The following is a 19978-nucleotide window of genomic DNA, read 5'->3' as shown; positions in this document are numbered from 1 at the left end:
ATAAAAAATGGATTTAAGATATTCCAATTGATAAGTTAAGTCTGAAACTTCAATACAACGGTGAAGATAGTACTGCAATTTGATTCGTTTTTGGCTGCGACATAGCGAAATGATTATGTTATCCTTTTTTAGTTTATTATTTAATAAAAATTTATACAATTAATATACTAAATATATTTATTTGTATTCCTTAAGATGAATCAATAAATATTATTACCAATTAGATAGGTTTATAATTAATTTAAATAATTGTTTATGTATTGATTTCTAAGTCTCTAATATAATCTTCAAATTCATAAAAGAAGCGTTCATAAGATTCCATGTTTTTATCAAAAAATTTAAAAACTGTAGGCCATGTAGATTTGTTGTTGATGCTGATGTTGTCGATTTCAACCCAAATTCTGCTGATGATTTTTCCGTTATCTAGTTGGAAGTTTCTTTCGAAGATGGCATCGTAAATGTATTCTTCTATTAAAATATTTTTTAATGATTCTATTTTTTCGAAATAGATTTTTCGGTGTTCTTCATCTTTGGGTTCGATGTCTAAAGAAACCATTGCTTTTTTGTTGTCGACGTGAAATTTAAATGAAAAATCTTTTATTCTAGTATTGTATAAAAGCCATTTTCTTGGATATTCCTGAGCGAAAGTTATCCAAAATTCACGTTTTATCTTTTGTGCTTCTTCTTTGTTGAACATTAGTTGATAATTTTGGCTTTTATTTTAATATTTAAAAGAGGATATTCCCCTTCATCTGTTTTTTGGGAAGCAATTTCATCCAGAACATCAAAACCCTTTGTGATTTTTCCAAAAACGGTATGTTCACCATCTAAATGATGTTCTCCTTTTTTATTTTGAATAAAATAAAATTCAAAAGGATTGCTTAATTTTTCTGGATTGTTATCCCAACTTCTAGCTGCTGCTAAAGCTCCGTAATTGTGACGGAGTGATTTTTTAAATTCAGCCGGAATTAAATATTTTCCAATATTTTTTCGTTCCTTTTTTGTGATACTTTCATCCGAATTTCCACCTTGAATTATAAAATTATTAACCACCCTATGGAAATAGGTTGTATTAAAATAGTTCTTTTTTACTAAGTAAATAAAATTTGCTCTATGAAGAGGTGTTTCATAAAATAATTCAATTTCAATATTTCCAAATTTGGTTTCAATTAAAACCTTATTTTCTTTGTTTTGTTCTCCGTACCAAGTAAGAAAATCAGTTACATTCTCATCTGATATTACTATCGTTTCCAAATCATATTTTGGTTTTGGCTTTTCAATTTTAATACTATCATGACTATTTTCTTGTTCTCTATTTTTTTCTGATGTATCTTTAGATTTCTTTTCACAAGAATAAACAGAAAAAATAAGTAGTAAAAGCAGAATTTTATGGAGTTTCATAATTTTTTAAAATATATTCCAAAAATAGCAAAAGAAAAGCTTCCTGCTGCAAATGCTCATTTAAAAATGGCACCTGTCGAAAGAATTGAAATGCTTAAAGAATTGAATATTGATAGTAAAAATCCACGTAAGGCAGCTGTAATGATGCTTTTTTATCCAAAAAATAATCAGACACATCTTTTATTAATCGTTAGAAATACTTATCCAGGTGTACATTCTTCACAAATTGCTTTTCCAGGAGGTAAAGAAGAAGAGTATGATGAATCATTGGCTCATACTGCTTTGCGTGAAACAGAGGAAGAAATAGGTGTGCAAAGGCATAAAATTGAATTGATAAAATCGTTTACAGAAGTTTATATTCCTCCAAGTAATTTTCTGGTTTCTCCTTTTTTAGGGATTTGTCAATCTGAATTGAAATTTGAATTACAAAAGGATGAAGTTGCGGGTATTATTGAACTTCCATTCAATGATTTTTTAGATGACAGAAAAGTGGTCATGAGAAAGCTTTCAACATCTTATGCTAATGAAATTGATGTTCCCGCTTTTTTAGTTAAAGAGCACATTGTTTGGGGTGCCACTGCTATGATGATGAGTGAACTGAAAGAAACCATAAAATTGGTACTTTAATTAGTTTGTTTTTTATAAATTAGCCACCTTATTATTCTCCAATAAAATTATTATGGGATTGTTTAAAAGAAATCCTTTCGGACATATTCTATTACTTAAAAAGTGGCTCATCCGTTTTTTCGGAATGATTACACATCAACGTTACAGAGGATTTAACCAAATGCATATTGAAGGATCTGAAATTATTAAAAATTTACCAGATAAAGGTGTTTTATTTATCTCTAACCATCAAACTTATTTTGCAGATGTTGTTGCTATGTTTCATGTGTTTAACGCCAGTTTGAGTGGGAGAGAGGACAATATCAAAAATGTGGGTTATCTATGGCATCCTAAATTGAATATCTATTATGTAGCGGCTAGTGAAACCATGCACGAAGGTTTATTGCCTAGAATTTTAGCTTATGCCGGTGCAATCACAGTAGAACGAACTTGGCGGGCTAAAGGAAAAGATATTAAGCGAGAAGTTAATCCAAACGATACTGAAAATATTAAAATAGCCTTAAATGACGGTTGGGTTATCACCTTTCCGCAAGGAACTACCCGTTCATTTAAACCGGTAAGAAAAGGAACAGCTCACATTATCAAACAGCACAAACCAATTGTAGTCCCTATTGTGATTGATGGTTTCAGACGTTCATTTGACAGAAAAGGACTCCGTATCAAGAAAAAAGGTATTCTTCAATCAATGGTGATTAAAGAACCCCTTCAAATTGATTATGATAATGAAACTATTGAAGAAATTGTCGAAAAAATAGAATTTGCGATAGAACAGCATCCATCACTTTTAAAAGTTATCCCGGTTGAAGTGCTTCAGGAACAAGAGGAATTAGATAAAAAGAGAAAGTGGGAATATTAATAATCCATCTTTTTTAATTCTTCATAGTTTTTATATAATTTTCTCATTAAGAAGCCATAAATCATTCTGTAAAATAACCAAAATAAACCAAAGGTTACTGCAAATAAAGCAAAATAGATTAGTCCAATAATAACCCAAAATGTTTGCGGATTCATTTCTTTTGTGTTTTCGATTACTGAGTTCAGGTTTGGATCATATGTTATTTGTGAAATAACTACAATTATAAAAATAATAGCAAACATGGTTAAATTATACCAAATATAATACTGAACTGTTTTACGTGTTTTTATAATCGAACTCATCAATTTTTTGACTGTTTCCGTCGTTGATATAGTTTTAAAATTTTTATAAAACAGGTAAATGAAAACTAATACAACTGCATAATTAAATCCGGTTATTATTTTAAAAAGTTTGTCAATATGATAAATTTCTAAAGTCTTCAAATAATTATCATCCACTGTAAAAAAGCCAATACCTGACCAAATAATGAATTCAGCAATACTAATCATCAAAATCCATTTTACAATAGAAGATGAGCGTTTATGTATCATTGCATAAATTTGATTTTCAGTAACTTGTTCATAGGAATGCGCATCCTTTTTCCAAGCTTTTTTTAATAAATCTAATTCCTCTGTCATTTTCCTACGGATTTACTATTTTTTTTAATTTTCCTTTAATTCTATTCATCTTCACTCGTGCATTTACTTCACTGATTCCTAATGTTTCGGCAATTTCTTCATAATCTTTGTCTTCCAAATACATAAAGACCAATGCTTTTTCAATATCGTTTAATTGTTGCACGGCTTTGTACAACAATTTGATTTGCTCTTCTTCTTCAAAATTATAATCCTCGGGAGCTACAAATTGTCTTTTGCCTTCCATGTCGGTGGTGGCAACGGTTCGTGTGCTTTTTCGATACAACGTAATGGCGGTATTCAACGCCACTCGATAGGCCCAAGTTGAAAATTTTGATTCACCTCGAAACTTCGGAAACGCTTTCCATAACTGTATCGTAATTTCCTGGAATAAATCATTGTGAGCATCTTCACCAGATGTGTACAATCGACAGATCTTGTGAATAATGTTCTGATTTTCCTTTAATTGCTTGACAAAAGATTGCTCCAATGAATTGCTCATGTCGTGTTAGTAGCTTGAGTGCTAAAATTGTTACAAGATAGTATTTTTTTCAGAAGCTAATCCCGCTTTTCATTGCAAGCTCTTTTCTCAAAATGTTTTTTTCAAAGCTTTTTCAAGAGCTCCCTTTGGTCGCTTTGAACAAGCAAGAAAAAATACATTTTGTTTCAAGAGGCTTTCCATTTCAATCGGGGCTAAAAGTTTCAGGTTTCAAGTTTCAAAAATTTATCTCATTTTTTTTATCTGTGTTCAAAAAAACTAAAATCAAAATTATAAATTTCAGTTAAATTTCAACAAGAAAAAAAAAGGAGTAATCCTTCAACTGTTAAAACTCCTTATCTTTGTTTTTCAAAACCTTAGAGCCTCAGTTCCTAAGAACCTTAGTACCCTAAAAGAATATGAACATCCCAAATACCAATCTTCCTCGCATAGTCATCATCGGTGGTGGTTTTGCCGGAATTGCACTTGCCAAAAAACTTAAAAACCAACGGGTTCAAGTGGTTTTAATTGACAAACATAATTACCATACGTTTCAACCACTTTTGTATCAGGTAGCCACGGGCGGACTCGAAGCGGGTTCCATTGCATACCCCATCAGAAAAGTGGTGCAGGAATACCAAAATTTTTATTTTCGCTTGGGTTTTGTCAATGAAATTGATACCAAAAACCAAAAAGTAATAGCCGATATTGGCGAATTACGGTATGATTATTTGGTATTAGCAACAGGTTCTAAAACCAATTTTTTTGGCAACAAAGAAATCGAACGCAATAGTGTGGCAATGAAAACCATTCCACAATCGCTCAACATTCGCAGTTTGATTCTCGAAAATTTTGAGCAAGCCTTGCTAACCAACGATATTCATGACCGACATAGCTTAATTAACTTCGTACTCGTGGGTGGCGGACCCACCGGAGTGGAATTAGCCGGAGCTTTGGCCGAAATGAAAAAAGCTATTCTCCCAAAAGATTATCCCGATTTGGATGTGCGAAAAATGCAAATTAACCTCATTCAATCCAGCGATCGAATTTTGGATTCCATGAGTGAAAAATCATCAGATGCTGCGGAAGATTTCCTGGTTAAATTAGGCGTAAATGTCTGGAAAAACGTTCGTGTTACCGGCTACGATGGAAGCACCGTTACCACTAACACCGACTTAACCTTTGAAACCGCCACTGTAATTTGGACAGCCGGAGTACAAGGAGCATTGCCGTCCGGAATCGATGCAAACGCAATTATTCCACGAGCTGATCGGGTAAAAGTGAACGTATTCAATCAAGTAGAAGGTTATGATAACATTTTTGCCGTAGGTGATATTGCTGCTATGATTTCAGAAGAAAATCCGAAAGGTCATCCCATGATGGCACAACCGGCAATGCAACAAGGAAAATGGTTAGGCGAAAACATCATAAATAAAATAAATAAAAAATCACTCAAACCTTTTGTTTACAATGACAAAGGTTCCATGGCAACTATTGGTAGAAACAAAGCTGTTGTGGACTTACCAAAGTTTCATTTTCATGGCGTTTTTGCCTGGTTTGTTTGGATTTTTGTGCATTTATTTTCCCTTATTGGATTTAAAAATAAAGCTGTCGTGTTGACGAACTGGATTTACAACTACATTCGTTTAGACCGCGAAGGACGATTGATTATCAGACCGTTTAAAAAGAAAAATGTGACTTCTTTTGTGGCGGATGAAGTGTAATTATTAACAATGATATGAAAATATTTTTTAGATATTTATTTTTGATGTTTATTTTCAACTTATTAATAAGTTGTGATAAAACCAAAATTTGGTGGGAAGATTATGATCATGAAGACGCGTTAACTTCAAGTACAAAAATTGTAATTGAATCTGACATTCCTTTTTATTATCAATATAAAGATACTATAGTTTTAAATAAAGATTCTGTAGTTGTAAATAAGGAAATATATACTATTTTATCAAAAGAAAAATTAGAAAATTTTGGTAATTTATTTGTAAATTCAGAAAGAACAGGTTATTGTTGTTGTCCTACAACAAGTTATACGATTTCATTTTATTATCACAGAAATAATTTTGAACTTTATGAAGTAGATACTATTGAATTTAAAGATAAAGTTAGAATTTTTGAAAGTTCATATCAATATTCATATTTAATTGAGAAGAAAAAATGGAAAGAATTCTTAAGAAGTTTATAACTTTCTCTCCATCCCAATCATCAACCCAACAAATTTACTATATCCTTCCAAACCGTCTTTTTGTTGGTTTAGTTTTAAGAAGTTGTCGTAAAAAGTTTTAAAAATTGGTTCTAAAAACGTTTCATATTCTTCATGAAATTGTTTACTTTCCTCAAAATTTTCTAAAACACCGTGATTGATAAAAGGTAGAAATTTTTCGCTGCGACCTTCTTCTATTCGTTCTAAATTTCGCAGACAATGTTTCACCGCAAAACTATAACCCGAATACTGAAAGTAAATATCCTCGCTTTTGATGGAAGCTAAAAACCCAATAAAATTGGCTTCGCTTTCACTGGCATATCCAATTTGATGTGCCATTTCGTGTAAAGTGGTGGTTGGGAAATTATACTTCGGCAATTTATCGTTCACTTGAGCTTCATTGGTAAACGGATTCAAATAGCCACCAAATCCCATATAACTCAGCGGAACACTGATTAACGAAGGTTTGATGCTTTCTTTTTCATACCCAAAAAACGAAAACTCCTTTTCAAGCGAAGTGTAACTTTTTAAACTTAAATCAAAAATTTCTTGGATCGAGTAGGGAACCACTACTTTCATCGAATCATTTTTAGTAATTTGACGATGAATGGCATTGGTTTTTTCAATCATTTTTAGGGTGAAAGCTTCCAATTCTTCAACGGAATATTCTTTATCAATCTCCATTTTTTCAAATAGTTTCACTCGATGATAATTAGTTGCCCATAAAAAATGAAACAGAAAATAAAAGACAGAAGCAAAACTCAAGACTTTCAATAGATTATCTTTCCAATTGATTTTCCAAGTTTTTCGAACGTTCCAAAACCATCTGAAAACCAAAAATAAAACTATACCATAAATGATATCACCAATGGAAATCGACGTAAATCCAAAAGTGGTTCTTGAAATTTTTGAAATCACAGGATAGATTCCGTTGCTGTAATAGTTTTCAATAAATTCCGGAAATAAAGAAGCAATTTTCAATACAATAATTTGTATCAATAATAATAAGGGAAGTATGTGTTTTTTCTGAATCATCGTTGGTCAAATATATGAAAAGGGGATGGGTTATCGGTAATGGATAAAAGGTTTAGCGAAATTTTAATAAATTTAACTTCTTTATTTAGAATAAATAAAAATAATATTTTACATTTGCTTCATCATTTTTCAATCATGGGAAAAGCAAAAAAATCGGAAAAAGTAATTTATTTCTGCGACGGCAAAAAATGCTGTAAATACAACAAAGAAATCAAAGATTGTCTGAAAGACTTGGTTAAAGACAATGGTTTGAAAGAAAAGGTTGCCTTTGAAAAAATGAAATGTCAAGGTATGTGCAAACAAGCTCCCGTTTTGTGCATACACAAAAATGAATGTGTAGGCAAAGTATCAACTAAAGATGCTAAAAAACTCTTCGAAAAGCATATAGCTTAAATTTTAGTTTTCCTCATTATATAAAAAAAAATTACATTTTCCAATTCTATAATTGGTTCGTTTTCTTTGTAACTTTGCATTGCTGAAAAAAACTCAGCAACTCAGCATCTCAGTAACTCAGCAACTCAAAAGAAATGAACCAAGAAATTAGAAACCTAGAACCCAAAGCACTTTGGAATAAATTTGCCGATTTAAACGCCGTTCCTCGTCCGTCAAAAAAAGAAGAACGAGTGATCGCTTTTATGATGGATTTCGGAAAGCAATTAGGCTTAGAAACCATCAAAGACGAAGTGGGAAATGTTATCATCAGAAAACCGGCTACAGCAGGATTAGAAAATAGAAAAACCATCGTGATGCAATCGCATTTGGACATGGTGCATCAAAAAAATAACGATACAAATTTCGATTTTGATACGCAAGGAATCGAAATGTATGTAGATGGCGATTGGGTTCGTGCCAAAGGAACAACACTTGGAGCCGACAACGGTTTGGGTGTTGCCACCATCATGGCGATTTTGGAAAGTAAAGAAATTAAACATCCGGCAATAGAAGCTCTTTTTACCATTGATGAAGAAACGGGTATGACCGGAGCTTTAGGTTTAAAAGGAGGTTTGTTAAACGGAGAAATTCTATTGAATTTAGATACCGAAGAAGACGATGAAATTGACATCGGTTGTGCCGGTGGCGTAGATGTCACTGCTACTAGAAGTTATAATGAAGAAGAAACACCTGAAAATTCGTTGGCTTTCACTATCACTGTGAAAGGATTGAAAGGCGGCCATTCAGGAATGGATATTCACAAAGGATTAGGGAATGCCAATAAAATCATGAACCGTTTGTTATTTGATGGTTTTGAAAATTTCGGATTGCAAATTGTTGAAATCAACGGTGGAAGTTTACGCAATGCCATCCCAAGAGAAAGTGTAGCAAAAGTGATTATTTCAGCCATTTATGAAGGAGCATTTCAATTGGATATGCAAGAAGTGATTGATGATATTAAAACCGAATTCAAAACTACTGAACCGAATTTAACAATTGAAATTACCGAAACAACATTACCTGAAAAAGTAATGGATTTAGGTGTTCAAGAAGGATTAATTCGTGCGATTTATACCGCTCACAACGGTGTGTATCGCATGAGTGCTGATATGGAAGATTTGGTAGAAACTTCCAATAATATTGCGAAAGTGACCGTTAAAAACGGAACCATTTCCGTGCAATGTTTAACCCGTTCATCAGTAGAAACCTCAAAATTTGATTTGGCGAATGCGTTGCGTTCGGCTTTTGAATTAATGGGTTGCGAAGTCACTTTTGGCGGAAGCTATCCGGGTTGGACACCCAATGTGAACTCACCAATCTTAGATGTTTTGGTTTCAATTTATGAAAAACAAAACGGTGCAAAACCCAATGTGGTGGCTTGTCATGCCGGTTTAGAATGCGGTATTTTAGGAACTAATTACCCGAATATGGATATGATTTCTTTTGGGCCAACCATCCACGGAGCTCACTCACCGGATGAAAGAGCTTCGATTTCATCGGCACAAAAATATTGGAAATTTGTGTTGGAGATTTTGGAGAATATTCCGGTGAAGAAGTAAGAATATAGAGTATAGATGAAATCCTGATGAGAGTCGGGATTTTTTTATACTCTAAAAATGGTAAGTAACCATAAATAGTTTATTTAAAACGTAGCTTCAGTTAGAAGAACTCTTTACTTAAATGTTATTGTTATTAGAAAATAATGTGGGATTTTAAAATGTTCGCCCAATTTTTCTGGTTTAATAGAAGATTGTGCTACTTCGCAATAAGAACCTGAACCGTCTTTGTGAATAGTAGGTGTAATTATTGCAAATACTGCTGTTTTCTTATTCAACTCTATATTCATTTCTTCGTTACTTCCAAAAAAGTCTTTTAGAGCGTATTTGTCAGCTTCAGTATTCAATTTGAAATAAGACTTTTTACTTCCAAATTTTTTTCCTCTAACATAAGCTTTCAATTTCCCATCACTCAATTTGAAGAAAAACTTTAAAGATTCATTATCGGTATCTATTTTGAAGTAATCTGTTTCAGAACCATCGAACAAAGTAGAAGTTTTTATTAGCTTTCCATTTTTAAATTCTTCAAGGTTTATTATGTAGAAATTACCTTTAAGTTTATCGCCTTGAAAATTCAGGCTCTGAATGAAAATATTTTCAAAATCAATTAAATCTTGAATTTCATTGTTTTCACTTCCATAATTACTTGTCATTTTAATTGTGTTTTGTCCAAAAACAAGATTTGTCATAAACATAATCAGGTAGAAAATTCCAATTTTTAATTTCATGCGTTTTTCTGTTTTTTACAATTTCTGTTAATAGAAATACTCAACTAAATTGAGTTTAATTTTAATAAATTCAAATATAAAGAATTAATTAGAACATTCTGTTCTAAACCAAAACCATTAAAAAAATCACCGAATCTGCTACTTTTCCCTTTATCAATTCACCTTCTTAAACGGAAACCCTTGTTTTTTTCCATCACCACTAATCTCCGCATACAAACTGTCTTTAGTCACTAATTTATAAGTAATTTTTTTTGGAAAATCATGTGCGGGATTTTCAAAAACTAAATAATCCGCAGAAGAAGAAGTTAATTTGAATTCCACCGGTTTTTCTTCATTTTGATTTGGAACCGTAACAATGTAAAATAAATCATTCTTTCGTTGTTCTAATCGAACGGTTTCGGAAAAAAGCGTATCATTTTCTTTGATGAAAAAACTTTTACCCAGCAGCAAAGAATCATTTTCTTTTTTCCATTCTTCTGAAAAAGTACCTTCGGTAGTTTTGTTTTCCCATTTGCCTATAAACCAATTTGCTTTTTCTAATTCTGCATAAGTTTTAGATTTTTGTTCACAGGAAAAACTGCAAATTGCCAGTAGAAACAAGACGTAAATTTTATTTTTCATAACCAAAGATTTTGTTAAACAATACTACAAAAAAACAATGAAATGTTAAACTTGAATCTTGAAACAAAAAATCGTACTTTTGCACTCCAAAATAGAGTTATAAGACTATGTTAGACAGATTACAATATGTAAAGCAGCGTTTCGACGAGATATCAGATTTGATTATTCAGCCTGATGTGATTGCCGACCAGAAGCGATATGTGCAATTGAACCAAGAATACAAAACCTTAAAAGGTTTGGTTGACAAACGGGAGGAATACATTCGTTTGACCCAAAATATAGAAGAAGCCAACGAAATTATTGCCGATGGTTCGGATGCAGAAATGGTTGAAATGGCCAAAATGGAATTGGATGATGCCAAAGAACGCATGCCCCAATTAGAAGACGAAATCAAATTTATGTTGATTCCAAAAGATCCTGAAGATGCAAAGAATGTGATGGTGGAGATTCGAGCCGGAACGGGTGGAGATGAAGCTTCTATTTTTGCAGGTGATTTATACAGAATGTACACCAAATATTGCGAAGGACGCGGATGGAGAACTTCTTTAGTAGACATGAACGAAGGAACTGCCGGAGGTTTTAAAGAGGTGATTTTTGAAGTAACCGGAGAAGATGTTTACGGAACTTTGAAATTTGAAGCCGGAGTGCATCGTGTACAACGTGTTCCGCAAACCGAAACACAAGGACGTGTTCATACATCAGCAGCTACTGTAATGGTTTTACCGGAAGCTGAAGAATTTGATGTACAAATTGATATGAACGATGTGCGAATTGATTATTTCTGTTCGTCAGGTCCAGGCGGTCAATCGGTGAATACCACAAAATCGGCTGTTCGAATGACGCACGTTCCAACCGGATTGGTGGCTCAATGTCAGGATGAAAAATCGCAACATAAAAATAAAGACAAAGCGTTAACGGTTTTACGTTCGCGTTTGTATGAAATGGAATTGGCGAAAAAGCAAGCGGAAGATGCTACTAAACGTACGTCGCAAGTAAGTAGTGGCGACCGTTCGGCTAAAATCCGCACCTATAATTACGCTCAAGGACGAATTACCGATCACCGCATTAGTTTAAGTATTTTTGACTTGGATGGTTTTATGAATGGAAATATTCATAAAATGATTGAAGAGTTGCAGCTGGTTTCAAATACAGAGAAATTAAAAGAATCAGAAGTATTTTAATAGGAAAGCCGGCTAAAAATTTAGTCGGCTTTTTCATTTTAAAATGATTTTATCCTTATTGGTTTTTAAACGGGTTTAATATCTTCAATTGAAATATCTGGCTCTTTTTTGAGTTCTTTGATTTCGTCATCGGCTGATTGTATGGTTTTTGCATCTGTGGTAACCGTAATATATTGAACGATTTCAGCATATTTTGAAGGTTTGATGGGCTCGGCAAATTTTATAGCATAGCATTTTGCAAAAGTAGCTCCCAAATATAAAATGACAGAGGAATAATATACCCAAACCATTAAAACAACAATAGATCCTGCAGCACCGTAAACATCACTTATATTTGAATTTGCGATGTAGAAAGTAATCAAAAATTTTCCAAGCATAAATAATATGGTTGTGGTGAATGCGGCAACGCGAACCTGTTTCCAAGTTATTTCAGCGTCAGGAAGTATGGTAAAAATTGCTCCAAATAGAAGGGATGTGATGATTAAAGTTGCAATTAAATTGGAGACATAAAAAACCACTACACTTATTTCAGTATAGGTTTGTGTTAATTGATTGCTGATTCCATCTAACAAAGTAGAAAATCCGAGAGCAACTAAAAGTATAAATCCCAAACTTCCAATTACTCCAAAAGATAATAATCGAGATTTTAGAAACAACCAGAATCCCGATTTCTTTTTATGACGCAATCCCCAAATAGTATTGATGGAATCTTGAATTTCTGCAAAAACCGATGTAGCCCCAAAAAGCAAAGTTCCAATACCTATAACCGCTGCAACTGTAGAATTTTTAGATAAAGCTAAATTCTGAATCATTGCTTGAATTTGGATGGCACTTGAGGTTCCAACAAAACTATTTACTTGTGAATATATAGCTCCTTCAATGGCTTCTCTACCCCAAAAAACATCACAAATAAATAGGATAACGAGTAATAATGGTGCTAGTGAAAAGACGGTAATATAAGCCAATGAAGCACTCATTTTAAGCACTTTAAATTCTAAAAAACCGTCAAAAGTATCTTTGATAACTTCATAAAAGGATTGGATATACTTACGTAGATTTTTCATTTATGAAGAAAAATAATCAGTCATTTTAACTTCAACTACTATAATTGAATTAAATGTAGAGTTTACCAAATGTGGTTTTTTTTCTATTTTTTTTGAAGTAAAAAAAAGGGATTCTAATTTAAAATGGATTTTCATGAACAATTAGTGTATGGAGTAAAAGTAGTCAAATCTTTTTGATAGGTAGATTTGAAAGTCAATATTCAACAAAATTGATTTTAAATACCCTTAGTTTTTTTCTTTTCTAATCTTTTTCCAATTTTTTAATCGGATTCTGGTGTCGCTTCGCAAATGTTCTTCCAATGGTTCACCAATTAAAAAACCATAGGGTTTGAGTTCTGGAATACTATCAAAAACAACTTTTAAACTAGCAATTACAGGAAGGGCAACAATCATACCGGCTGTTCCCCAAAGCATTGAAAATAGAATGATTGAGAGAATCGCAACAAAAGAATTAATACTCACTTTTGATCCTGTGATTTTAGGTGTGATATAATTTCCTTCAATCATTTGTATGAACATAAAAACGGCAATAACACCCACTGCATACCAGGCAGAATCTTTTGTAGCTAAAGCAACAAGTGCCGGTAACAAAGAGCCAATCATAATGCCAATATAGGGAATCAATAAAAGTATCGCTGCCAAAAAACCAAAGAAGAAAGCATTTTCAATGCCTAAAATTAGCAAACCAAGGGTGTTTAATAATCCAACAATAAACATTACTGTAAATAATCCGTACAAATAATTTTGTTGCACTTTATAGAGTTTAGCCAAAACTGTTTTTACGCGTAATACATTTCCATCCGTTGAAAAGGCTTTGAAAATAAAACTTTTAAAGAATTTGCGATAAATCAAAAAGAAAAATATGTACAGTGGAATTAAAATTATATCCGAAAAAATGCTACCCGATGAAGTTAAAAAATCAATTATGTTCGCGAAATTATCTTTAATCGCAGCACCAATATTTAATTTTTTTAGCGATAATTCACTTTTTCTTATTCCGAAATTCGCATCAAAATAACTTAAAATAGAGTTGTAAACTTCTGTTAGTCTCAGAAAGTATTGATCACTTTTTTCAAGAATATCCGTCAATTGAAAAACGATAAAGGCTAACAAACCAAACAATACAATTGAAAGAGTAAAAATTGCCGTAAGAGCTGAAATAACACGATTTACATGAAATTTTTTTTCTAAAAAATTAACCAATGGAAAAATAGAAACCGTAAGAATTAACGCAATTATCAGTGGAACAACTATTGGTTTAAGAATGTATAAACAAAAAATCAAACCTATAATAAACAGGAGGTTCAATGCATTAGAGTTTTCTTTAGCAGAAGATAATATCATATTTTTCAACAATAATTAAAAAGAGGAATTGTGTAAATTCCTCTTTAATTTCAAGTGTTACAAATCAGAAATCATTTTTTTAATTTCTTCTTTCGATTTTCCAACTCTTTGCTGAATTCTTCCGTAGAGTTCGTCTTCTTTTCCTTCAACAAAAAGTAAATCATCATCAGTTAAATCTGCATACTTTTGTTTCAACTTTCCTTTTACTTCGTTCCATTTTCCTTTCAATTCAGTCGTGTCCATACTATGTGTATTTAAAATTAATATTCAGTGATTATTTAATCATTCAAAGTTACAATAGCACATGCCGGTTTTTGTTATAGAATTTTTAGAGTTTGTTATACTATTACAAGGTTTGTACGTTTCAACTTTGTAAATTTGCCAAACTTCAAAAAGTAATTGGTTTGACAACAACGCAACTCATTGAACAAATTCAACTGAAAAAATCATTTTTATGTATTGGTTTGGATGTTGATTTAACTAAAATTCCGCAGCATCTTTTACAAACAGAAGATCCGATTTTTGAATTCAACAAAGCAATCATTGATGCTACGCATGATGTATGTGTTTCCTATAAACCGAATACGGCTTTTTATGAAGCGTATGGTTTGAAAGGTTGGCAATCGTTGCAAAAAACCATTGAATACATCAATTCAAAGTATCCGGAAATTTTTACGATTGCCGATGCGAAGCGAGGCGATATTGGCAACACTTCCACCATGTATGCTAAAGCTTTTTTGGAAGATTTAAACTTTGATTCAATTACTGTCGCTCCTTATATGGGAAAGGATTCCGTAGAACCGTTTTTAGCTTTTGAAAATAAACATACGATTCTTTTGGCTTTAACATCAAATGAAGGTGCGTTTGATTTTCAAACAAAACTTTCTAATGATAAAGAAATTTATAAACACGTTTTAGAAACTTCAAAATCTTGGAAAAACAACCAAAATCTGATGTATGTGGTGGGTGCTACCAAAGCAGAATATTTTACAGAAATCAGGCAACTTGTACCCGATAGCTTTTTGTTAGTCCCAGGTGTTGGAGCACAAGGAGGAAGTTTGCAGGAAGTTTGTAAATACGGAATGAATGCAAATGTTGGTTTGTTAATTAATTCTTCACGTGGAATTATTTATGCTTCAAATGGATTCGATTTTGCAGAAAAAGCAAGAGAAGAAGCGTTGAAATTGCAAAATGAAATGGAAGAGATTTTGAGTAATTCAATTAGAAACATAAAACAATATGACTAAAAGAGATTTCTTTAGAATTTTAATTAAAATTTTTGGTTTGTATTCGATAATCATCAGTACATTTTTATTTCTTCCTCAAGTTGTTAATCAGATTTTTTATTTTAATGATATTTCGGCAGCTTTGATAACAATAGGTAGTTTATTGGTTTGTTTTGTACTTTTATTATTATTGTTGTTTAAAACAGATTTTATTATTGATAAGTTAGAATTAGACAAAGGGTTTGATGACCAGATGATTATATTAGGAGACTTTAATTCAATTTCAATTTTAAAATTTGCAATATTATTAATCGCTGGATTTTTGATTATTGATAATATTTCTGAATTTTTATACCACTTGATAAATTCTTTCAAAAAAGAAGTTAGTTTATACGGGATTGGAAAACAAGAAGTGGACTATTTTAATCTTTCTGTTAGTTTCTTAAATATAGTTTTAGGATATTTATTGATATCTAATTACAAAAAAATTGCTCAATATTTAGATAAATAAAAATTTTAAAAATTGAGAAAAATGGTTTTCACTGACCAAATCGGAACACTTCATCAATTTGAAAATACTCCCAAGAGAATTGTTTCGTTGGTTCCTTCGCAAACAGAATTGTTATATGATTTAGGTTTAGAAGATTCGATTGTCGGCATTACAAAATTTTGTGTACACCCCGTTCACTTTAAATCAATTAAGAAAATTGTGGGTGGAACCAAACAAGTGAAAATTGATAAAATAAAGGAACTTCAACCCGATATTATCATTGCCAATAAGGAAGAAAACACCAAAGAAATGGTGGAAGAATTATCCCGAATTTGTCCGGTTTGGGTCACCAATATCATTACCATTGAAGACAATTTACAAATGATAGCCGATTTTGCTCAGCTATTCAACAAACGGACGGAAGCTCAAAAATGGATCGATAAACTCAATTTTGCGTACCAGGATTTTCAACATTTCATTAAAGACCAGCCAATTAAAAAAGCAGCTTACTTTATTTGGGCAAATCCGTATATGGTAGCTGGAAAAGAAACGTTTATAAACGAATTACTAAAACTGAATCATTTTCAAAACATTTATGAAGAAAAAGGAAGGTATCCTGAGATTGAATTGAAAAAAATACGAATAGAAGGCGACCCTGATTTAGTGTTTTTATCTTCAGAACCTTATCCGTTTAAGGACGAACATGCTTTTGAAATTGGACGTTTTACACATCATGCCATAACTATTTTCGTGGACGGCGAATATTTTTCGTGGTATGGAAGCCGACTTGTAAAAGCGTTCGAATATTTCAAAAAACTACATCAAAAACTATAGTTCAACTTCTTCCAAAACTAAAGTTTCTTGAGGAATATTATTTGATTTTACTGTTCTTTTAGAGTCTTTTGTTTGTTTCTTTTCAACAAAAGTTTTGAACTCTTCTTTCAAATATTTTATTTCTTTATTTTCTTTAAAAACGCCTTTCATTGGGGTAAAATTTTTTGCAAATATACAATTTCAAAACTGTTCTATTTCAATGAATTTTGTTAAGATTGGAAATGTCAATTAAAATGTTACTTTTGTCTAAAAGATATAAAAATTGATATCGTATAGCATTTATAAAAACGATTCGAGTTCGGAATGGGTAACTTTTGTTCATGGAGCTGGAGGAAGTTCGTCTATTTGGTTTAAACAGATACGTGAATTTCAAAAACATTTCAATGTTTTACTCTTAGATTTACGTGGTCATGGAGAATCTAAACCAAGTTTAAAAGATGGTTTTCAAAAAAAATATACCTTTAAATCAATCGCTCATGATGTGATTGAAGTGATTGACCATTTGAAAATTGAAGCTTCTCATTTTGTTGGAATTTCATTAGGAACAATTGTGATTAGACAATTGGCAGAAATGCATCCTTCAAGAGTGAAATCAATGATTATGGGAGGAGCCATTTTAAAAATGAATTTTCGTTCTCAAATTTTGATGCGATTGGGAAATATGTTCAAATATGTTTTACCTTATTTGGTATTATATAAATTTTTTGCTTTTGTGATTATGCCTAAAAAAAATCACAAACAATCACGTTTACTTTTTATCAATGAAGCCAAAAAATTATACCAGAAAGAATTTATAAAATGGTTTAAATTAACGGCTGAAATAAACCCGGTTTTAAAATGGTTTCGCCAGGTAGAAATTAATATTCCAACCCTATATGTCATGGGAGAAGAGGATTATATGTTTTTACCTTCTGTTAAACAAGTGGTGGAAAAACATTACCGTTCGTCAAAATTATTTGTGATAGAAAATTGTGGTCATGTAGTTAATGTTGAACAACCAAACCAGTTTAATAAAGCAGTTATCTCTTTTTTAAAATCAAAAGTATAAAAAAAGTCAGTGGTCTCAAACACTGACTTTAATCTAAAACTAACTAACTAACCTAACCAAACAAACTTTTTTATTGATGCAAATATCAGAAGAATTGTTAGCTTATTGTGTTAAGCCTTTGTTATTTATATGTTATTGATTATTAAATTTTTAAGGCTGATTTAATAGATAGTCTTTTTTCCTATTTTCCATCTTGTAATGCAAAAACCTTTCTTAAAATATCTGAACTTCTGGCATTCAAATTAGTACGTATTTGTTTTTCTTCTACAGCTATCATTTTAAAAACACCATCCATCGCTTTATTGGTTGTATAATCTGTTAAATCGGGATTGATTTTTGTAACCAATGGAATAGAATTGTACCTAGTTATAATATTGGTCCAAACTTTATCAGCACCCACTTTTGAAAAGGAACTTTTAATAACCGGATTAAATTTTGAATACAAAGCTGTTGAAGTAGTATTTTTTAAATAGCTAGTTGCTGCCGATTCATTTCCCATCAAAATATTTTTTGCGTCAGAAAAAGTCATTTGTTTTACGGCATCAACAAAAATTGGAGTAGCTTCTTTCACAGCATCTTCTGCAGCACGATTTAAAACTTTTAAACCCTCATCTGCTAAATTTGATAATCCAATAGAGCGTAATCGAGTGTCGACTATTTTTAATTCATCAGGTAGCAGAATTTTTACGGTTTCATTTTTAAAAAAACCATCTGTTTTTGTCAATTTAGAGACTTGTTTTTCGATACCGTTATTTAAAGCTTCCTTCAAACCATTGGCAATATCGGCATTACTGAGGATTGACCCTGTTTGAGGGATTTGGTTGGCTATTTGTTGCATTTCTGCACAACCTAAAAGAATAAAAAAAGTAAAAAGCAGTGGTAATTTTTTCATGGTATATATAAGTTTTGATTTTAAAAGTAGACAAATATCATGCCTTTAAATAGCACACAGAACATCTAAATTTAAATTCTTCCGTTTTTCTTCAATCAATAACATCTCTTACTGGTTGTTCTGAAACTATTTTTGTAATTCATTTTTCTGATTTTTCATCTACAAATTTTATTAATTCCGTAAATTGCACCCTCAAAAACATCATTTTTTTATCAATGGAACAAGCAACTCCTTATATTCCTAAAAATAAAGTAAGAATTGTAACAGCCGCATCTCTTTTTGACGGACACGATGCAGCCATCAACATCATGCGTCGAATTATTCAGGCAACTGGAGTAGAGGTGATTCATTTGGGTCACGACCGAAGCGTGGAAGAAGTAGTAAATACTGCCATTCAAGAAGATGCTAATGCAATTGCCATGACATCCTACCAAGGCGGTCACAACGAATATTTCAAATACATGTACGATTTGCTCAAAGAAAAAGGAGCCGGTCACATCAAAATATTTGGTGGAGGCGGAGGCGTAATTCTACCGGAAGAAATCAAAGATTTACACGATTACGGAATTACTAGAATTTATTCTCCTGATGATGGTCGTGCCATGGGATTGCAAGGAATGATTAACGATTTGGTTCAAAAAGCTGATTTTCCGGTTGGAGATGTTTTAAATGGTGAAGCCAAACACTTAGAGGATAAAAATCCACGTTCAATTGCTCGCGTAATTTCGGCAGCAGAGAATTTCCCTGATATTGCGAAAGAAACATTAGATGCCATTCATAAAAAGAATGAAACTTCAAAAATTCCTGTTTTAGGAATCACAGGAACCGGTGGAGCCGGAAAATCATCATTAGTAGATGAATTGGTTCGTCGTTTTCTAATCGATTTCCCTGAAAAAACAATTGGTTTAATTTCTGTTGATCCCTCCAAACGAAAAACAGGTGGAGCTTTATTGGGCGACAGAATCCGAATGAATGCCATCAATAATCCTAGAGTTTATATGCGTTCGTTGGCTACACGTCAATCCAATTTAGCCTTATCTAAATATGTTGCTGAAGCCATTCAAGTGCTAAAAGCAGCAAAATATGATATCATTATTCTGGAAACTTCAGGAATTGGTCAAAGTGATACGGAAATTATCGAACATTCCGATGTTTCGTTATATGTGATGACTCCTGAATTTGGTGCTGCCACACAATTGGAAAAAATCGATATGCTTGATTTTGCCGATTTAGTTGCTATCAATAAATTTGACAAAAGAGGTTCGTTGGATGCGTTGCGTGATGTAAAAAAACAATACCAACGCAATCATAA

Annotated in this window: 24 protein-coding genes; 12 read left to right on the top strand and 12 right to left on the bottom strand. The window is 32.2% G+C overall.

What is annotated here, in order from left to right; genetic code table 11:
- Positions 1-253 precede the first annotated feature (253 nt).
- On the bottom strand, positions 254-697 hold the full coding sequence (locus C0512_RS12280; protein ID WP_290862004.1) for a DUF4268 domain-containing protein: 444 nt from the start codon (positions 695-697) through the stop codon (positions 254-256).
- Positions 697-1401 (bottom strand): peptidylprolyl isomerase, encoded by a 705-nt coding sequence (locus C0512_RS12275; protein ID WP_290862001.1) that lies wholly within the window; start codon positions 1399-1401, stop codon positions 697-699. The genes C0512_RS12280 and C0512_RS12275 overlap by 1 nt, the downstream gene beginning before the upstream one ends.
- Here C0512_RS12275 and C0512_RS12270 point away from each other — a divergent pair.
- Together C0512_RS12270 and C0512_RS12265 are read left to right on the top strand one after the other, a co-directional pair.
- Positions 1390-2028, top strand: coding sequence for a CoA pyrophosphatase (locus C0512_RS12270; protein ID WP_290862000.1), 639 nt, complete (start codon positions 1390-1392; stop codon positions 2026-2028). The genes C0512_RS12275 and C0512_RS12270 overlap by 12 nt on opposite strands.
- 52 nt (positions 2029-2080) lie before the next feature.
- Entirely contained in the window at positions 2081-2884 is an 804-nt protein-coding gene (locus tag C0512_RS12265) for a 1-acyl-sn-glycerol-3-phosphate acyltransferase (protein WP_290861998.1), read from the top strand.
- Here the strand turns inward: C0512_RS12265 and C0512_RS12260 are convergent.
- Both C0512_RS12260 and C0512_RS12255 read right to left on the bottom strand, forming a co-directional pair.
- Complete coding sequence (locus C0512_RS12260) at positions 2881-3522, bottom strand: hypothetical protein (protein ID WP_290861996.1); 642 nt, start codon at positions 3520-3522, stop codon at positions 2881-2883. The genes C0512_RS12265 and C0512_RS12260 overlap by 4 nt on opposite strands.
- 4 nt (positions 3523-3526) lie before the next feature.
- Complete coding sequence (locus C0512_RS12255) at positions 3527-4021, bottom strand: sigma-70 family RNA polymerase sigma factor (RefSeq protein ID WP_290861994.1); 495 nt, start codon at positions 4019-4021, stop codon at positions 3527-3529.
- 395 nt (positions 4022-4416) lie between these two features.
- Here C0512_RS12255 and C0512_RS12250 point away from each other — a divergent pair, with 395 nt between their 5' ends.
- Both C0512_RS12250 and C0512_RS12245 read left to right on the top strand, forming a co-directional pair.
- Positions 4417-5721, top strand: a complete 1305-nt coding sequence (locus C0512_RS12250) for an NAD(P)/FAD-dependent oxidoreductase (protein ID WP_290861991.1) — start codon at positions 4417-4419, stop codon at positions 5719-5721.
- 14 nt (positions 5722-5735) lie between these two features.
- Positions 5736-6197: a hypothetical protein gene (locus C0512_RS12245; protein ID WP_290861989.1), complete on the top strand. Its 462-nt coding sequence runs from the start codon at positions 5736-5738 to the stop codon at positions 6195-6197.
- Here the strand turns inward: C0512_RS12245 and C0512_RS12240 are convergent.
- The gene (locus C0512_RS12240) at positions 6192-7250 is read right to left on the bottom strand and encodes a DUF3810 domain-containing protein (RefSeq protein ID WP_367161004.1); all 1059 of its coding nucleotides are present in this window, start codon (positions 7248-7250) and stop codon (positions 6192-6194) included. The two genes, C0512_RS12245 and C0512_RS12240, sit on opposite strands and share 6 nt — an antisense overlap.
- A gap of 39 nt (positions 7251-7289) precedes the next feature.
- On the opposite strand from C0512_RS12240, the gene C0512_RS12235 reads away from it, so the two are divergent.
- Both C0512_RS12235 and C0512_RS12230 read left to right on the top strand, forming a co-directional pair.
- Positions 7290-7643 (top strand): (2Fe-2S) ferredoxin domain-containing protein, encoded by a 354-nt coding sequence (locus tag C0512_RS12235; protein ID WP_290861987.1) that lies wholly within the window; start codon positions 7290-7292, stop codon positions 7641-7643.
- A gap of 134 nt (positions 7644-7777) precedes the next feature.
- Complete coding sequence (locus C0512_RS12230; protein ID WP_290861985.1) at positions 7778-9241, top strand: aminoacyl-histidine dipeptidase; 1464 nt, start codon at positions 7778-7780, stop codon at positions 9239-9241.
- A 113-nt stretch (positions 9242-9354) separates the two neighbouring features.
- Here C0512_RS12230 and C0512_RS12225 read toward each other — a convergent pair whose 3' ends face one another.
- Both C0512_RS12225 and C0512_RS12220 read right to left on the bottom strand, forming a co-directional pair.
- A complete protein-coding gene (locus C0512_RS12225; protein ID WP_290861983.1) occupies positions 9355-9966 on the bottom strand; it encodes a hypothetical protein in 612 nt (203 codons plus the stop codon).
- Positions 9967-10119: 153 nt separating this feature from the next.
- On the bottom strand, positions 10120-10587 hold the full coding sequence (locus C0512_RS12220) for a DUF6265 family protein (RefSeq protein WP_290861981.1): 468 nt from the start codon (positions 10585-10587) through the stop codon (positions 10120-10122).
- Between the two features lie 107 nt (positions 10588-10694).
- On the opposite strand from C0512_RS12220, the gene prfA reads away from it, so the two are divergent.
- Entirely contained in the window at positions 10695-11768 is a 1074-nt protein-coding gene (gene prfA / locus C0512_RS12215) for a peptide chain release factor 1 (RefSeq protein WP_290861979.1), read from the top strand.
- Between the two features lie 65 nt (positions 11769-11833).
- Here the strand turns inward: prfA and C0512_RS12210 are convergent, their stop codons facing one another.
- The 3 genes from C0512_RS12210 to C0512_RS12200 all read right to left on the bottom strand — a co-directional run bounded on the left by C0512_RS12210 (position 11834) and on the right by C0512_RS12200 (position 14419).
- Positions 11834-12832 (bottom strand): YihY/virulence factor BrkB family protein, encoded by a 999-nt coding sequence (locus tag C0512_RS12210; RefSeq protein ID WP_290861977.1) that lies wholly within the window; start codon positions 12830-12832, stop codon positions 11834-11836.
- A gap of 225 nt (positions 12833-13057) precedes the next feature.
- Positions 13058-14176 carry an AI-2E family transporter gene (locus C0512_RS12205; protein ID WP_290861975.1) on the bottom strand — a complete coding sequence of 373 codons (1119 nt, stop codon included), beginning with the start codon at positions 14174-14176 and terminating at the stop codon, positions 13058-13060.
- A gap of 57 nt (positions 14177-14233) precedes the next feature.
- Positions 14234-14419, bottom strand: a complete 186-nt coding sequence (locus C0512_RS12200) for a CsbD family protein (protein ID WP_290861973.1) — start codon at positions 14417-14419, stop codon at positions 14234-14236.
- A 161-nt stretch (positions 14420-14580) separates the two neighbouring features.
- Here C0512_RS12200 and pyrF point away from each other — a divergent pair, with 161 nt between their 5' ends.
- The 3 genes from pyrF to C0512_RS12185 are packed head-to-tail and all read left to right on the top strand — an operon-like array spanning position 14581 to position 16726.
- Positions 14581-15423, top strand: a complete 843-nt coding sequence (gene pyrF, locus C0512_RS12195) for an orotidine-5'-phosphate decarboxylase (RefSeq protein ID WP_290861971.1) — start codon at positions 14581-14583, stop codon at positions 15421-15423.
- Entirely contained in the window at positions 15416-15913 is a 498-nt protein-coding gene (locus C0512_RS12190) for a hypothetical protein (protein WP_290861969.1), read from the top strand. Before pyrF ends, C0512_RS12190 begins: the two co-directional genes overlap by 8 nt.
- 21 nt (positions 15914-15934) lie before the next feature.
- Positions 15935-16726 (top strand): ABC transporter substrate-binding protein, encoded by a 792-nt coding sequence (locus tag C0512_RS12185; RefSeq protein ID WP_290861967.1) that lies wholly within the window; start codon positions 15935-15937, stop codon positions 16724-16726.
- Here C0512_RS12185 and C0512_RS12180 read toward each other — a convergent pair.
- On the bottom strand, positions 16721-16876 hold the full coding sequence (locus tag C0512_RS12180; protein ID WP_290861965.1) for a hypothetical protein: 156 nt from the start codon (positions 16874-16876) through the stop codon (positions 16721-16723). The genes C0512_RS12185 and C0512_RS12180 overlap by 6 nt on opposite strands.
- A gap of 112 nt (positions 16877-16988) precedes the next feature.
- Between C0512_RS12180 and C0512_RS12175 the strand changes: the two genes are divergently transcribed.
- Complete coding sequence (locus tag C0512_RS12175; RefSeq protein ID WP_290861963.1) at positions 16989-17774, top strand: alpha/beta hydrolase; 786 nt, start codon at positions 16989-16991, stop codon at positions 17772-17774.
- Positions 17775-17955: 181 nt separating this feature from the next.
- Here the strand turns inward: C0512_RS12175 and C0512_RS12170 are convergent, their stop codons facing one another.
- Positions 17956-18666 carry a DUF4197 domain-containing protein gene (locus tag C0512_RS12170; protein ID WP_290861961.1) on the bottom strand — a complete coding sequence of 237 codons (711 nt, stop codon included), beginning with the start codon at positions 18664-18666 and terminating at the stop codon, positions 17956-17958.
- 215 nt (positions 18667-18881) lie between these two features.
- On the opposite strand from C0512_RS12170, the gene C0512_RS12165 reads away from it, so the two are divergent.
- Positions 18882-19978: cobalamin-dependent protein (locus C0512_RS12165; protein WP_290861959.1), on the top strand; the 1097-nt coding region annotated here is incomplete at its 3' end.

This window comes from Flavobacterium sp., from assembly GCF_013822155.1.
Lineage (GTDB): Bacteria > Bacteroidota > Bacteroidia > Flavobacteriales > Flavobacteriaceae > Flavobacterium.
This window is presented reverse-complemented; position numbering and strand designations above follow the sequence as displayed.

What these genes read in the sequence shown, in the direction of transcription:
- C0512_RS12280 (WP_290862004.1), bottom strand. Translation starts at nt 697, where the DNA reads ATGTTCAACAAAGAAGAAGCACAAAAGATAAAACGTGAATTTTGGATA.
- C0512_RS12270 (WP_290862000.1), top strand. Translation starts at nt 1,390, where the DNA reads ATGGAGTTTCATAATTTTTTAAAATATATTCCAAAAATAGCAAAAGAA.
- C0512_RS12275 (WP_290862001.1), bottom strand. Translation starts at nt 1,401, where the DNA reads ATGAAACTCCATAAAATTCTGCTTTTACTACTTATTTTTTCTGTTTAT.
- C0512_RS12265 (WP_290861998.1), top strand. Translation starts at nt 2,081, where the DNA reads ATGGGATTGTTTAAAAGAAATCCTTTCGGACATATTCTATTACTTAAA.
- C0512_RS12260 (WP_290861996.1), bottom strand. Translation starts at nt 3,522, where the DNA reads ATGACAGAGGAATTAGATTTATTAAAAAAAGCTTGGAAAAAGGATGCG.
- C0512_RS12255 (WP_290861994.1), bottom strand. Translation starts at nt 4,021, where the DNA reads ATGAGCAATTCATTGGAGCAATCTTTTGTCAAGCAATTAAAGGAAAAT.
- C0512_RS12250 (WP_290861991.1), top strand. Translation starts at nt 4,417, where the DNA reads ATGAACATCCCAAATACCAATCTTCCTCGCATAGTCATCATCGGTGGT.
- C0512_RS12245 (WP_290861989.1), top strand. Translation starts at nt 5,736, where the DNA reads ATGAAAATATTTTTTAGATATTTATTTTTGATGTTTATTTTCAACTTA.
- C0512_RS12240 (WP_367161004.1), bottom strand. Translation starts at nt 7,250, where the DNA reads ATGATTCAGAAAAAACACATACTTCCCTTATTATTATTGATACAAATT.
- C0512_RS12235 (WP_290861987.1), top strand. Translation starts at nt 7,290, where the DNA reads ATGGATAAAAGGTTTAGCGAAATTTTAATAAATTTAACTTCTTTATTT.
- C0512_RS12230 (WP_290861985.1), top strand. Translation starts at nt 7,778, where the DNA reads ATGAACCAAGAAATTAGAAACCTAGAACCCAAAGCACTTTGGAATAAA.
- C0512_RS12225 (WP_290861983.1), bottom strand. Translation starts at nt 9,966, where the DNA reads ATGAAATTAAAAATTGGAATTTTCTACCTGATTATGTTTATGACAAAT.
- C0512_RS12220 (WP_290861981.1), bottom strand. Translation starts at nt 10,587, where the DNA reads ATGAAAAATAAAATTTACGTCTTGTTTCTACTGGCAATTTGCAGTTTT.
- prfA (WP_290861979.1), top strand. Translation starts at nt 10,695, where the DNA reads ATGTTAGACAGATTACAATATGTAAAGCAGCGTTTCGACGAGATATCA.
- C0512_RS12210 (WP_290861977.1), bottom strand. Translation starts at nt 12,832, where the DNA reads ATGAAAAATCTACGTAAGTATATCCAATCCTTTTATGAAGTTATCAAA.
- C0512_RS12205 (WP_290861975.1), bottom strand. Translation starts at nt 14,176, where the DNA reads ATGATATTATCTTCTGCTAAAGAAAACTCTAATGCATTGAACCTCCTG.
- C0512_RS12200 (WP_290861973.1), bottom strand. Translation starts at nt 14,419, where the DNA reads ATGGACACGACTGAATTGAAAGGAAAATGGAACGAAGTAAAAGGAAAG.
- C0512_RS12190 (WP_290861969.1), top strand. Translation starts at nt 15,416, where the DNA reads ATGACTAAAAGAGATTTCTTTAGAATTTTAATTAAAATTTTTGGTTTG.
- C0512_RS12185 (WP_290861967.1), top strand. Translation starts at nt 15,935, where the DNA reads ATGGTTTTCACTGACCAAATCGGAACACTTCATCAATTTGAAAATACT.
- C0512_RS12180 (WP_290861965.1), bottom strand. Translation starts at nt 16,876, where the DNA reads ATGAAAGGCGTTTTTAAAGAAAATAAAGAAATAAAATATTTGAAAGAA.
- C0512_RS12170 (WP_290861961.1), bottom strand. Translation starts at nt 18,666, where the DNA reads ATGAAAAAATTACCACTGCTTTTTACTTTTTTTATTCTTTTAGGTTGT.